This is a genomic window from Pseudomonas citrullilanati, from assembly GCF_030580855.1.
Taxonomy (GTDB): Bacteria; Pseudomonadota; Gammaproteobacteria; order Pseudomonadales; family Pseudomonadaceae; genus Aquipseudomonas; species Aquipseudomonas citrulli.
This window is the reverse complement of sequence record NZ_JAUQOP010000018.1, coordinates 17,930-30,569: the sequence shown is the minus strand read 5'-3', so window position 1 is coordinate 30,569 and position 12,640 is coordinate 17,930. Positions and strand designations below refer to the sequence as shown.

The 12,640-nt window shown below is 65.2% G+C and carries 11 protein-coding genes and 1 pseudogene; 3 read left to right on the top strand and 9 right to left on the bottom strand.

The genetic code is table 11. The features are described from left to right. Positions 1 to 82: 82 nt before the first annotated feature. The 4 genes and pseudogenes from Q6A48_RS26100 to Q6A48_RS13815 all read right to left on the bottom strand — a co-directional run bounded on the left by Q6A48_RS26100 (position 83) and on the right by Q6A48_RS13815 (position 4,521). The gene (locus Q6A48_RS26100; protein WP_369811702.1) at positions 83 to 946 is read right to left on the bottom strand and encodes a methyl-accepting chemotaxis protein; all 864 of its coding nucleotides are present in this window, start codon (positions 944 to 946) and stop codon (positions 83 to 85) included. Next, positions 944 to 2,008: pseudogene (locus Q6A48_RS26095) on the bottom strand (HAMP domain-containing protein); the annotation flags it as partial. The pseudogene Q6A48_RS26095 and the gene Q6A48_RS26100, both read right to left, overlap by 3 nt. A 149-nt stretch (positions 2,009 to 2,157) precedes the next feature. Next, positions 2,158 to 3,555 carry an aminotransferase-like domain-containing protein gene (locus tag Q6A48_RS13820; RefSeq protein ID WP_304554664.1) on the bottom strand — a complete coding sequence of 466 codons (1,398 nt, stop codon included), beginning with the start codon at positions 3,553 to 3,555 and terminating at the stop codon, positions 2,158 to 2,160. 204 nt (positions 3,556 to 3,759) lie between these two features. Further along, positions 3,760 to 4,521 (bottom strand): SDR family oxidoreductase, encoded by a 762-nt coding sequence (locus tag Q6A48_RS13815; protein ID WP_304554663.1) that lies wholly within the window; start codon positions 4,519 to 4,521, stop codon positions 3,760 to 3,762. 223 nt (positions 4,522 to 4,744) lie between these two features. On the opposite strand from Q6A48_RS13815, the gene Q6A48_RS13810 reads away from it, so the two are divergent. Further along, positions 4,745 to 5,749, top strand: coding sequence for an NADP-dependent oxidoreductase (locus Q6A48_RS13810; RefSeq protein WP_304554662.1), 1,005 nt, complete (start codon positions 4,745 to 4,747; stop codon positions 5,747 to 5,749). Between the two features lie 169 nt (positions 5,750 to 5,918). On the opposite strand, the gene pyrF is transcribed toward Q6A48_RS13810, so the two are convergent. Continuing rightward, entirely contained in the window at positions 5,919 to 6,617 is a 699-nt protein-coding gene (gene pyrF / locus Q6A48_RS13805; RefSeq protein WP_304554661.1) for an orotidine-5'-phosphate decarboxylase, read from the bottom strand. Positions 6,618 to 6,907: 290 nt separating this feature from the next. Between pyrF and Q6A48_RS13800 the strand changes: the two genes are divergently transcribed. Then, a complete protein-coding gene (locus tag Q6A48_RS13800) occupies positions 6,908 to 7,666 on the top strand; it encodes a response regulator (protein ID WP_304554660.1) in 759 nt (252 codons plus the stop codon). Then, entirely contained in the window at positions 7,666 to 8,709 is a 1,044-nt protein-coding gene (locus tag Q6A48_RS13795; RefSeq protein ID WP_304554659.1) for a sensor histidine kinase, read from the top strand. Before Q6A48_RS13800 ends, Q6A48_RS13795 begins: the two co-directional genes overlap by 1 nt. Before the next feature lie 67 nt (positions 8,710 to 8,776). Here the strand turns inward: Q6A48_RS13795 and Q6A48_RS13790 are convergent, their stop codons facing one another. The 4 genes from Q6A48_RS13790 to Q6A48_RS13775 all read right to left on the bottom strand — a co-directional run bounded on the left by Q6A48_RS13790 (position 8,777) and on the right by Q6A48_RS13775 (position 12,464). After that, positions 8,777 to 9,811 carry an AI-2E family transporter gene (locus tag Q6A48_RS13790; protein ID WP_304554658.1) on the bottom strand — a complete coding sequence of 345 codons (1,035 nt, stop codon included), beginning with the start codon at positions 9,809 to 9,811 and terminating at the stop codon, positions 8,777 to 8,779. A 62-nt stretch (positions 9,812 to 9,873) separates the two neighbouring features. Beyond that, on the bottom strand, positions 9,874 to 10,692 hold the full coding sequence (locus Q6A48_RS13785) for a DUF4892 domain-containing protein (RefSeq protein ID WP_304554657.1): 819 nt from the start codon (positions 10,690 to 10,692) through the stop codon (positions 9,874 to 9,876). 129 nt (positions 10,693 to 10,821) lie between these two features. Beyond that, the gene (locus Q6A48_RS13780) at positions 10,822 to 11,673 is read right to left on the bottom strand and encodes an alpha/beta hydrolase (RefSeq protein ID WP_304554656.1); all 852 of its coding nucleotides are present in this window, start codon (positions 11,671 to 11,673) and stop codon (positions 10,822 to 10,824) included. Continuing rightward, positions 11,670 to 12,464 carry an alpha/beta fold hydrolase gene (locus Q6A48_RS13775; RefSeq protein WP_304554655.1) on the bottom strand — a complete coding sequence of 265 codons (795 nt, stop codon included), beginning with the start codon at positions 12,462 to 12,464 and terminating at the stop codon, positions 11,670 to 11,672. Before Q6A48_RS13775 ends, Q6A48_RS13780 begins: the two co-directional genes overlap by 4 nt. Positions 12,465 to 12,640 lie beyond the last annotated feature (176 nt).

The following is a 12,640-nucleotide window of genomic DNA, read 5'->3' as shown; positions in this document are numbered from 1 at the left end:
CGCAACGGCCCATCTTTAACCAGGGTGCCTGGCGCCCAGGCGAAACCAACGCCACAGGTTCAGATGTCGGGGCAGCACCGACTCACAGCTTGAAGTGCCCCACCATTCCCTTCAGCTCAACCCCCAACTGCGCCAACTCGATGCTGGAAGCGGCATTGCCCTGCATCGCCAGGGAGGATTGATCGGCACTGGCGCGAATGCTGGTGACGCTGCGGTTGATCTCTTCCGCCACCGAACTCTGCTGCTCGGCCGCCGCCGCGATCTGCTGGTTCATCTGCTGGATCAACGACACCGCCGCCGCGATACTGCCCAGGGCGCTTTCGGTTTGCAGCGCATCGCTGACCGCCATCTTGACCAGCTCGCCGCTGCTCTGGATCTGCTGCACGGAGGCCTGGGCGGCTGAACGCAACGCGCTCACCAACCGCTCGATCTCCTCGGTGGACTGCTGCGTGCGCCTGGCCAGGGCCCGCACCTCGTCCGCCACCACCGCAAACCCCCTGCCCTGTTCGCCGGCCCGGGCCGCCTCGATGGCGGCGTTGAGCGCCAGCAGGTTGGTTTGCTCAGCGACGCTCTTGATCACGCTCAACACCGTGCCGATGTTCTGGATCTCGGCACTGAGGCTTTCGATGCTGGAACTGGCCGACGTGGCCGAGTCAGCCAACTGTTCGATACGCACCATGCTCTGGCGCACCACCTGCTGGCCGCTTTCGACCTTGTCATCGGCGGTCTGCGCCGCCTGGGCCGCTTCTTCGGCATTGCGCGCCACGTCATGCACGGTGGCGGTCATCTGGTTCATGGCCGTGGCAACCTGTTCGGTCTCCTCTTTCTGGCTGCTGACTTCCAGGTTGGTCTGCTCGGTCACGGACGACAGCGATTGGGCGGAGTTGGCGAGTTGTTCGATCCCCGCCTGCAAGCCGCTGACGATGCCGCTCAGTCCCGCGCCCATCTGCTGCATGGCAAGCATCAGCTGGCCGATCTCATCCCGGCGTGTCACTTCGACCGTGGCGCTCAAGTCGCCCGCCGCGATCCGCTGGGCGACGCGAATGACGCTACGCAGCGGGGCGACAATCAGCCGGGTAATGACCCAGGCGGCAACCAGCCCCACCAGCAGGGCAAGGGCCGAGGAACCGATGATCAGCAGCGAGTTCTTCTTCAACTCGACCTGCATCGCATGGTCTTCGGCGGCGTAGGCCTGGTTGACCCGCTCCACCACCTGGCCGGCACGTTCGTGCAGTTGCTGGTAGACGCCTTTTTCCTTCGCCAACAGGCCGGTGTACTCGGCCAGTTGCGTATTGAACCCGGCGATGTGCCCGGCCACTTCGTTGAGCACGGTCTGGTAGCCCGGGTCCTTGACCTGGGTCTTGAGCTCTTCGGCCTGCTTCATGGCTTGCTCGGCCTGCTCGATCTGGCCTTGCCCGCCGTCCTCGCTGCCCTTGCGGCTCTGGTCCAGGCGCACGCGCGCCTCGTTCATGGCTTGCAGCATCAACCGCGACACTTCGCTGACCTGGTTGGCCTGCTCGATGAACTCGGCCCCTTCCTTGCCTTCGGAATCCTTCAGGGTGTAGGCGCCATCGTCCGCCAGCCCGGCCTGCAACACGTCCAAGTTGTTGGCGACACTGGACACCGACCAACTGGCCATTTCCAGCGCCAAGTCCTTGCTCTGGCTCAACCCGACGAACTCATCGAAGGCCTTGCGATAGTCCGCCAAGGCCTGCTGCACATCGTTCATCACCGGCACGTTTTCGGGTGACTGGGCCTTGAGCGCATCGGCCTGGGCCACCAACCCGTCGACACCCTGGCGCAGGGCGTCGGCCGTCTTGGGGTCGGAGCGCAACGCGTATTCCTGCTCGAGCAAACGCACTTTCAGCAGTTCGCCGTTGAGGGAAGACATCTGCTTCAGGCCGTCGAAACGCAGGCTGATGGTGCGTAGGGACCACACGCCGATGGCCGCGACCACGGCAGTGAGCAACAGTACCAGGACGAACCCGATACCCAGTTTCTTTGCCATACCGAGGTTGGCAAAACGTCCTTGCACGGCCGATTTCATTGCGCTCAGTCCTCTGCCAGTGTGTGTTGTTCGCAGATTCGCAACGAGACGCCCTGCAACACAAGATGCCGGCGTCGGAATAATGGCAAAAAGCTACAGCCGCGTCGTTTTCAGGATACTTGAGGTCGATCCAGGGCCGCTCCGCGGAAAAACGCCAACGCCCTCGGATCACAGGCGTAAGCCACGTTGATCCGTAGCCAGGGGCCGTCGGTGCCCGAAGGGCTGAATGCGCTGGGCGAGGACAGCTGTACGTCGAACCGCTTGGCCAGGCGCTGCAATCGAGCATAGTCGCACAAGGGCGGACGTGCCCAGATGAACAACCCGCCACTCGGCTTGCCGAAGACGTCCCAATCGGCATCCTCCAGTGCCTGCAACACCACCGCCATGTCGGCCCCCAAACGCTGCCGCTGGCGTTGCACCAGCTTGCGATAGGCACCGTTGGCCAGGAGATTGGCCAGCACCGATTCGCTGAATCGCGAAACGCCCAGGCTGGTGATTTCCTTGACCTCGCTCAGCCGAGCGATGACGGGGCGTGGCGCCACCACGAAGCCGACGCGCAACGAACTGCTCAGGGTCTTCGAGAAGCTGCCCACGTAGATCACCTCGGCGTCCAGCGCGGCCAACCGGGTGCGCGTCGAACCCTGGAAATCGGCGTAGACATCGTCTTCGATCACCAGCATCGCGTGTTCCCTGGCCAACGCCAGCAAGCGTTGCGCTACCACCGGGGCCAGGCTGCTGCCGGTCGGGTTATGGCAGGCGCTGTTGACGAACAGCGCACTGGGCCGGTGAATCGCCAACAGGTTCTGCAACGCCTCGACATCCGGGCCACGCGGGGTCCTGGGCAGTTCGAGCATGTCGATGCCGTGCAGCCTCAACAGGTCGAACAGTTTCGGATAGCCAGGGCTCTCCACCACCACGCAGCTGCCGGGCGCGAGCAGTGTGCGCACAATCAGGTCCAGGCCTTGGGTGGCGCCGTGGGTGGTCAGGATAAGGTCTTCATCGGCAGCGATATTGAGGTGCTTCAAGCGCCGGGACAGTTGCTCGCGCAGGGCAGGCAGGCCCAACGGTGTGCTGTAGCCGAACAGCCCCGCCATGTCGGTGCGGGTGACCTGGCGGATGGCATAGCCCAGGTCGTCGCTTTCACGCCAGCTTTCGGGCAGCCCGCCCTCACCCAGCTTCAACGCCGACGGTGGGCTGCCGGCGAGGCCGTCCCGAGGGAATGACGGGTGCTCCTGGCACGTCCTGTCGTTGGAGGCGGGTCCGAAGGAAGGAGGCGGCGCGACGAAGAAACTCGAGCCATGCCGGGACGCCAGCAAGCCTTGGGCGACCAGGCGTTCACACGCCTCATTGACACTCGACTGGCTGAGCAGGTTCTGCCGCGCCAATTGCCGGATGGACGGCAACCGTGTCCCCGGTTGTACGGCGTCCTGGCGGATCCAGCCGGTCAGCGCGTCGACTATTTGCTGCACGACAGGCACCAGGGCCTGTCGGTCGATTCTCAATTCCATGAGTAACCAGACTCCTAAGCGTTTGTTTTATTTCCGGAAACAGTTAAGCACAGGCCGCCCTTCGGCGATGTACGACAAACCCGCCAAAGCAGCGTTTTCACATCCCTTGAAATACATTGAGGGGCCGCCTCGGGACTTTTGCCATCACCCAAGAAAAAGCCCGCAACAGTGCGGGCTTTTTCCTACAAACCTGGGTTCGCGTCCTCAGAACGCCGTGACACCGCCGTCCACCGCCAGGGAATGGCCGGTGGTAAAGGCCGCGCCATCGCTGCACAGGTAGAGCACGGCGCTGGCAATCTCTTCGACCTTGCCGATCCGTCCCACCGGGTGCATGGCGTTGGCGAAATCGGCTTTTTTCGGGTCCGCTTCATAGGCCCGCCGGAACATATCAGTGTCGATCACGGCCGGGCAGACCGCATTCACGCGGATTTTCTTCTTGGCGTACTCGATGGCCGCCGACTTGGTCAGGCCGATCACCGCATGCTTGGAGGCCGCATAGATGCTCATTTTCGGTGCCGCGCCGAGGCCGGCCACCGAGGCCGTGTTGACGATGGCGCCACCGCCCTGGGCCAGCAGCAACGGCAACTGGTACTTCATGCACAGCCAGACGCCCTTCACATTGACGCCCATGATCGCGTCGAATTCATCGAGGGTGCCATCGGCCAGCTTGCCCTTCTCGATCTCGATCCCGGCATTGTTGAAGGCGTAGTCGAGCCGACCGTAGTGCTGGATCACCGCGCTCATCAGGTCCTGCACGTCGCTTTCCGACGTTACGTCGCAACGCACGAATACCGCCTCGCCGCCGGCCTCGCGAATCGACTGCACCGTGCCCTCGCCGCCCGTCATGTCCAGGTCGGCCGCCACCACCTTCAAGCCTTGCGCGGCGAAGGCCTGGGCAGTCGCTCGGCCAATGCCAGCGGCAGCGCCGGTGACCACGGCGACCTGTCCGGAAAACGTCATGTTCATTTGTCAGTTCCTCGAAGATGGGCGGTCGCGCAGTGTAGCCACGGCCCGGTGCCGCACGGCAGCACTATCCAGGTGCCGGTTGGTGGCTCATGGGCGGCGGTGATAACGGGGTCGGTGGCACTATCACTGCGTTGGATCGAAGTGCATTCGCTTGGCCGGCAAACCTTGCGGCGGTCGCCTCGAAGGACTATCAACAAGGCTTCATTCATCTTGAGTGCCAGCCATGACTGCCCAGACCAATCGCCAATTCCTGCTCGCCAAGCGCCCGGTGGGCGCGGCGACCCGCGAGACGTTCACCTACCAGCAAGTGCCGGTCGGCGAGCCGGCCGCCGGCCAGATCCTGGTGAAGAACGAATACCTGTCCCTGGACCCGGCCATGCGCGGTTGGATGAACGAGGGCAAGTCCTACATCGCGCCGGTGGGCATCGGCGAAGTGATGCGAGCCCTGGGGGTCGGCCAGGTGATCGCCTCGAACAACCCCGGGTTTGCGGTCGGGGACTACGTCAACGGTGCACTGGGGGTGCAGGATTATTTCCTCGGGGAGCCCCGGGGCTTCTACAAGGTCGATCCGACACTCGCGCCGCTGCCCCGTTACCTGTCGGCGTTGGGCATGACCGGCATGACGGCCTATTTCGCCCTGCTGGACGTGGGCGCACCAAAGGCCGGCGAGACCGTCGTGCTGTCGGGCGCCGCCGGGGCGGTGGGGAGCATTGCCGGGCAGATCGCCAAGATCAAGGGCTGCCGCGTGGTGGGTATCGCCGGCGGGGCCGACAAATGCAAATTCCTGATCGATGAACTGGGCTTCGACGGCGCCATCGACTACAAGAGCGAAGACGTCCACGCCGGCCTCAAGCGCGAATGCCCCAAGGGCGTCGACGTGTATTTCGACAACGTCGGCGGCGACATCCTCGACGCGGTGCTCAGCCGCCTGAACTTCAAGGCCCGCGTGGTGATCTGTGGCGCCATCAGCCAGTACAACAACAAGGAGGCGGTGAAGGGCCCTGCCAACTACCTGTCGCTGCTGGTCAATCGGGCGCGCATGGAAGGCTTCGTGGTCATGGACCACGCCGCGCAATTCGCCGCCGCCGGGCAGGAAATGGCCGGCTGGATGGCGAAGGGGCAGCTCAAGAGCAAGGAAGACATCGTCGAAGGACTGGAGACATTCCCCGAGACCCTGACCAAATTGTTCAGCGGGGAGAACTTCGGGAAGCTGGTGCTGAAGGTCTGATACACATCAGTTGTGGAGGCTGGCCAAGGCCTGCACAAACAACTGTGGCAGCGAGCTTGCTCGCGATGGGACCCTGTCAGTCAACATGGATATTGACTGACATACCGCTATCGCGCGCAAGCTCGCTCCCACAGGTTCATTCCCACATCAAGGGATCTTCAGGGTTGGGTCAGGCCAGTTCGGCCACGACCGCCGCCAGCGCCTGGGCCGGATCGGCCGCCTGGCTGATCGGACGGCCGATCACCAGGTAGTCGGAACCGGCGTCCAGTGCCTGGCGCGGGGTCAGGATGCGGCGCTGGTCGTCCTGGGCGCTGCCCGCCGGACGAATCCCCGGGGTCACCAGTTGCAGCGACGGGTGTGCCGTCTTCAATGCATGGGCTTCCAGGGCCGAACAGACCAGGCCGTCGAGGCCGGCTTTCTGCGCCAGCGCGGCCAGGCGCAGCACTTGCTCCTGGGGCTCGATGTCCAGGCCGATCCCGGCCAGGTCCTCGCGCTCCATGCTGGTCAGCACGGTCACGCCGATCAGCAGCGGTTGCGGACCGCTGCGCTGGTCCAGCACCTCACGACAGGCCGCCATCATGCGCAGGCCACCGGAACAATGCACGTTGACCATCCAGACGCCCATCTCCGCCGCCGCCTTCACGGCCATGGCGGTGGTGTTGGGAATGTCGTGGAATTTCAGGTCCAGGAACACCTCGAAGCCCTTGTCGCGCAGGGTGCCGACGATTTCCGACGCGCAGCTGGTGAACAGTTCCTTGCCGACTTTGACCCGGCAGAGCTTGGGGTCCAACTGGTCGGCCAGCTTCAGGGCGGCGTCACGGGTAGGGAAATCCAGGGCGACGATGATGGGCGTCTGGCAGGCGGACATGAGCGGGCTCTCAGGCAAGTCGAAATCGGCGCGCATTGTAGCGGAACCAGCGCCGCTGGGGGACCCGATGATCGGTAAATCTCATCGCGCCCGCACCAGCATGGACGATCCCGACCTTTGTGTCGAAGTCGATACAGGGCTGACACGCGCCCAACACGCCGGCGCGCTACCGTCCGCCGCCGCAACCCATCCTTTCAGCGCTTCACGCCTCACGGTCCGAAGCCTATGCTGAAGCCTCAACCTCGCCGCCTCCTTTGCGATTGGCAGCCTACCTGGCAGATGATGCATCCATGCAGAACACCCCCGTAGCAAATGCCGATGACCAGAAAGTGCCCGACGATGACAAGCGCTGGAACACCCGGGCGCTGATCGTCGACGACGATGTGCCGATCCGCGAACTGCTGATCGATTACCTGGCCCGCTTCGGCATACGCGCCAGCGGCGTGACCGACGGCGCGGCCATGCGCCAGGCGCTGCAGGCCGAGCATTTCGACGTGGTCGTGCTCGACCTGATGCTGCCCGGCGAAGACGGCCTGCAACTGTGCCGCTGGCTGCGGGCCGAATCGGACATCCCGATCCTGATGCTCACCGCCCGGTGCGAACCCACCGACCGCATCATCGGCCTGGAACTGGGCGCCGATGACTACATGGCAAAGCCGTTCGAGCCGCGGGAGCTGGTGGCCCGCATCCAGACCATCCTGCGCAGGGTGCGCGACGACCGCAGCGAACAACGGGCCAACATCCGCTTCGATAACTGGCGGCTCAACAGCGTGCTGCGCCAATTGATTTCCCTCGACGGGCTGGTGGTGCCACTGTCCAACGCCGAGTTCCGCCTGCTGTGGGTGTTCATCGAACGACCGCGCCGGGTGCTCAGCCGCGAACAACTGCTGGACGCCGCGCGTGGACGCTCCATCGAGGCGTTCGACCGCAGCATCGACCTGCTGGTCTCGCGCCTGCGCCAGAAACTGGGTGACGACCCCAAGGCCCCGCAGTTGATCAAGACCGTACGCGGCGAAGGCTATCTGTTCGACGCCCGGGACATCGGCTGATGCGGCTGCGCCTCGACTCGCTGTTTGGCCGGCTGTTTGGCGTCCTGCTGCTGGCGATTGTCCTGGCGCACCTGTTGGCCTTTGCCTGGTTTTCCGTCTATGACAAGCCGCCGCCCGGGCCACCGCCCGGTTTTTCCCAGGCTGGCGACGGCCCGCCGCCCTTCGGTCCTGGGCCAGGGCACGCGCAACGCCCGTGGTTCGGCGGGCCGGTGGTGCCGCTGACGCTGCAGCTCGTGTTCCTGATCGTGGCCGCCTGGTTTGGCGCCAAGCTGCTGACCCGGCCGATCCAGCGCCTGAGCGACGCCGCCGAGCGCCTGAGCGAAAACCTCGACAGCCCGCCGCTGGTCGAAGACGGTCCACGGGAAGCGCGCCAGGCCGCCCATACGTTCAACCTGATGCAGCAACGGATTCGCGAGCAGGTGCAACAGCGCTCGCGCATGCTCGGCGCGGTGTCCCATGACCTGCGCACGCCGCTGTCACGGCTCAAGCTGCGCCTGGAGCAGATCGACGACGTCAGGTTGCAGGGCCAGATGCGCCAGGACCTGGACGACATGATCGGCATGCTCGATGCCACCCTCACCTACCTGCATGAACAGCGCACCAGCGAAGCCCTGCAATGGATGGACGTGCAGGCCCTGGTGGAGTCACTGAGCGAAAACGCCCAGGACCAGGGCGCGGATGCGCAAGCCAGGGGGGCGTGCGCGCCGTTGCACGTGCAGCCCATGGCGCTGCGCTCGTGCGTCAACAACCTCCTGGACAATGCCCTGCGCTATGCCGGGCACGCCTTGATCACGCTCGAAGACCAGGAGGATCGGGTGCTGATCCGGGTCATCGACCACGGCCCGGGCATTGCGGCAGACAAGCGCGAAGCGGTGTTCGAACCCTTCTATCGCCTGGAAGGCTCGCGCAACCGCAACTCCGGCGGCGTCGGCCTGGGCATGACCATCGCCCGGGAGGCCGCCGAACGCCTCGGTGGGCAATTGAACCTGGAAGAAACCCCTGGCGGCGGCTTGACCGCGGTGATCAGCCTGCCCCGCCACTGACCTGTGGCGAGGGATAAATCCCCTCGCCACGACCAGTGCCCGTGCCACAGGCACCCACCCTTTCAAGCTAGCCCTGGCTTTTGCTCCAGTCCGTCAACAGGCTGTACGCCACTGCCAACAAGGTCGGGCCGATGAACAGGCCAATGAAACCGAAGGCAATCAACCCGCCGAACACCCCCAGCAGCACGATGACCAGCGGCAGGTTCCCGCCGCGGCTGATCAGGTAGGGCTTGAGCACGTTGTCCACGCCGCTGATGATGAACGTGCCCCAGATGCCGAGGAACACCGCCATCCCGTACTCGCCTTTCCATGCCAGCCAGGCCGTGGCGGGAATCCAGACCAGGGGCGGGCCCATGGGGATCAGGCTCAGCAGGAAGGTGACGATCCCCAGCACCAGCGCGCCCGGTACGCCGGCGATCAGGAAGCCGATCAGGGCCAGCAAGGCCTGGGCCGCCGCAGTGCCGATCACGCCGTTGACCACCCGTTGCACCGTCCCGGCCACCAGCTCGATGTAGTAGCCGGCGCGGTCGCCGATCAGGCGCTCCAGCAAACCGTGGACGAACGCGGCGAGGCGCGGGCCGTCGCGATAGAAGAAGAACACGAACACGATGCTCAGGGTCAGTTCGAGCATGCCGCCGCCAATCTGCCGGCTGCGGGCAAGCAGCCAGTTGCCAACCTGCCCCAGGTACGGCTTGAGGGTGACCATCATCGCCGCGCCCTGCTGGTCGATGCTGTTCCAGATCGCCACCAGCCGCCCGCCCACCAGCGGCAAGCCACCCAGCCAGGCCGGGGCATCGGGCAGGCCATCGACCTGCACGTCCCGGATAAATGCCGTGGCATCGCGTACATGATCGGCCAGGTTGAACCCCAGCCACACCAGCGGCACTGCCACCAGCAGCATCCAGCCCACCGTCAGCAGCGCGGCTGCCAGGGATTCGCGACCATTGACCCAGCGGGTCAGCAGGCGCATCAACGGCCAACTGGCGAACGCCAGCACCGCGCCCCAGAACAGCGCCGACCAGAACGGCGCCATCACCCAGAGGCTTGCGCCGAACAACACCAGGAGCAAGATCTGCACCAACAGCCGATCGTTATTGAGCATGTAGGGTCTCGAAAAAATGTCCAGGGCGGGACAACGGCGTATCACCCGTCATCCCCAACAGCTTAACGCAGCAATTCCAAGTGCAGGCCCGGCGCATCGCCACTGGCGGTTTCCATGCGCGCGGCCCGGACACCCTGGTCCGCCAGCGCCTGCCGCCAGTCTTCGGCCCGGGAGCCGGCAATACTGACCCGCAGCCCCGTATCCAGGTTCAATGCCCGGGACAACAGCCGCAGCCAGGTATCGTCCGGCTCCCCGGCCAGGCGCGGCAGGTCCAGCACGCCGGTGTCCTTGAGCTGGCGCAAGAGGGTGGCCGAGGTCGGCAACAGGTCCCCCAGCGCAGCGTTCGCCGCGAACTGTTCGACATGCAGGTAGGCCTTGCGATTGCCCCGCGTGATGCCGTACAGCGCAATCAAGGTGTTGTCCGAAGGCGGCGCCAGGCGCAACAGCAGGTAGGCCTGGCCGTTGTCGGCACCGTAGAGCTTGGCGTTGCCGAATACCTCGTTGGCCCACAGGCTGCTTTCGCCGCAATCGCGGGCCTGGCACCAGAACAACAGTTCGGCGCCCTGCTTCTGCAACGCCTCCCGGGCCGCCGTGAAGGCCTGGGTCGAGGCATGTTCCGGCGGCAGTTCGTAGGTGACCGAGGTCACGTCGCCCCGGGCATCGACCTGGCCGTCGAAACGCAGCTGGCCGCTGATCCTGCGGATCGACCCCATGGGGTAGACGCGTTCCAGGTCATTGGTTTGCCGGTAATCGACGATCTGCGCATCGGGCATGCGTGGCAGCCCCTCCAGGTCGCGACTGCCCGGCACGTCGGCGGCGAACGATGCCGGGCTGAAACAGGCCAGCACCAGCAGGATGAGTGGACAGGCGGATGATTTCATCGGATCGACTTGGCCTGGAGCGCCCGGACGCGGCGGGCGTCGGCGGAACACCGCGAGGTGGGTAAGCAGCGGTCTGTCATGGTGGTCTCCCTTTCAACCCGCCCAGCCTCGACAGTTGCCCGGCGCAAGTCAAGAAACGCTGAAGAACCGATTGAAACAACCTGCTACAAGCGCCGCGCCCCCCTCGTCGTTCAGGTGCAGGTGATGGCCGCCCGGCAATTGCTCATGACTGAAGGGTAGACGCTCCAGCAGTTCCGGGTGCTGGGCCAGCATGCCGTCGGCCGCCACCACCAGGTGCGCCGGACAGGCGACCCGCGCCACGAACGCCATGGCCTGCTCGTCGGTCAGGCGCAGCGGCGAGGGCAAGGTCAGGCGATTGTCGGTGCGCCAGGTATAACCGCCGGGTACCGGCATCAGGCCGCGCTGGGCCAGCAGTTCGGCCGCCTCGCGGCTGACGGCTACCAGGCCCTTCATGCGGGCCTCGATGGCCCGGTCGAGGGTCTTGTAGACCGGCTTGCGTTTGTGCTGCAAATCCAATTGCGCCTGCAGGGCCATGCCCATGCGTTCGGCCGCGCCATCGCCCTTGCCGGTGGGTGGAATGACGCCGTCGATCAACCCCAGGTGGGTCACCCGCTCCGGCAAGGCGCCGGCCAGCACCAGCGAGACAATCGCGCCCATGGAATGCCCCAACAGGGCGAAACGCTTCAAGCCGAGCTGCTCGGCGACTTGCAGCACGTCGTGAGCATAGTCCCAGAGGGCGTAGCCGGCACCCGGCGGCCGATGCCCGGAGTGACCGTGACCGGCCATGTCCAGGGCAATGACCCGCAAGCCTTCCAGGCGCGGAGCCAGCCGGGCGAAACTGTTGGCGTTGTCCAGCCAGCCATGCAGGGCGATCACCGGCCGCCCGTTTTCCGGGCCGAACAGGTGGGCCGCCAGTTCGATGTGGGGCAGGCTCAGGCGGACCTCTTCAACCGTGCTCATGGGTGATGCCCTTCCCAGCGCTGGAACAGGTCCTTGAGCAGGTTGGCCGTGTCCTGCGGTCGCTCCAGGGGAAACATGTGGCCGCCGGGCATGCTCAGGGCTTCGCCATGGGGCATGCGCCGCACCGAACGGGTGTGATGACGCATCACCACGCGACTCTGCCGGCCCCGCACCACCGCCAGCGGCACCTGGAGCTTGCCGGCCCGTCCCGGGCTGGTGTGCGGCACACCGCGATAGATGCTGATTTCCGTGGCCGGGTCGAAGCGCAGCCGCAAGCGGTCGCCGACAGGTTGCAGGCCATGTTGCAGGTAGGCGTCGAAGCAGTCCGGGTCGAAGCCGCGGAACAGTGTCTTGCCGGCGAAATACTGCCGGGCCGAGGCCAGGTCGGCGAACTCCTCGCGCCGCCCCAGCGTCCGGCCGGCCGGAGTCAGGCGATCGATGAAGCCCAGGCGCTTGGCGGCCAGGATCATCCAGCGATCGGCGCGGGTCAGCACCGGCGAATCGAGCATGACCACGCCCCGGTACAGCTGCGGGCGGCGCATGGCCGCGTGCAGGTGCAGCACGCCGCCCAGCGAATGCCCGACGCCCCACACCGGCGCGGGTTGCCGCTCCAGGTGATGGATCAGTTCGTCCACCAGGTTCTGCCAGTTGTCGTCCACCGGAAAGCGCGGGTCATGGCCGTGCAACTCCAGGTGCGCGACCTCGTATTGCGGCGCCAGCGCGGCGAACAGCTTGCCGTAGGTGGCCGAGGGAAACCCATTGGCGTGGGCGAAAAATACCTGTTGCGACATGACAGCCGATCCATTGGGAGAACTGGTCCCGATTCTGCGCAGAACCGGCAGGCGCGGCAATGACCGTAACTGCCAGGAATGATGACAGTCGGGCCTGGGCTGTGGGGTGCACTGAACAATGTGGCGAGGGGATTTATCCCCGCTGGGGTGCGAAGCAGCCCTGAAACCCGGCAACT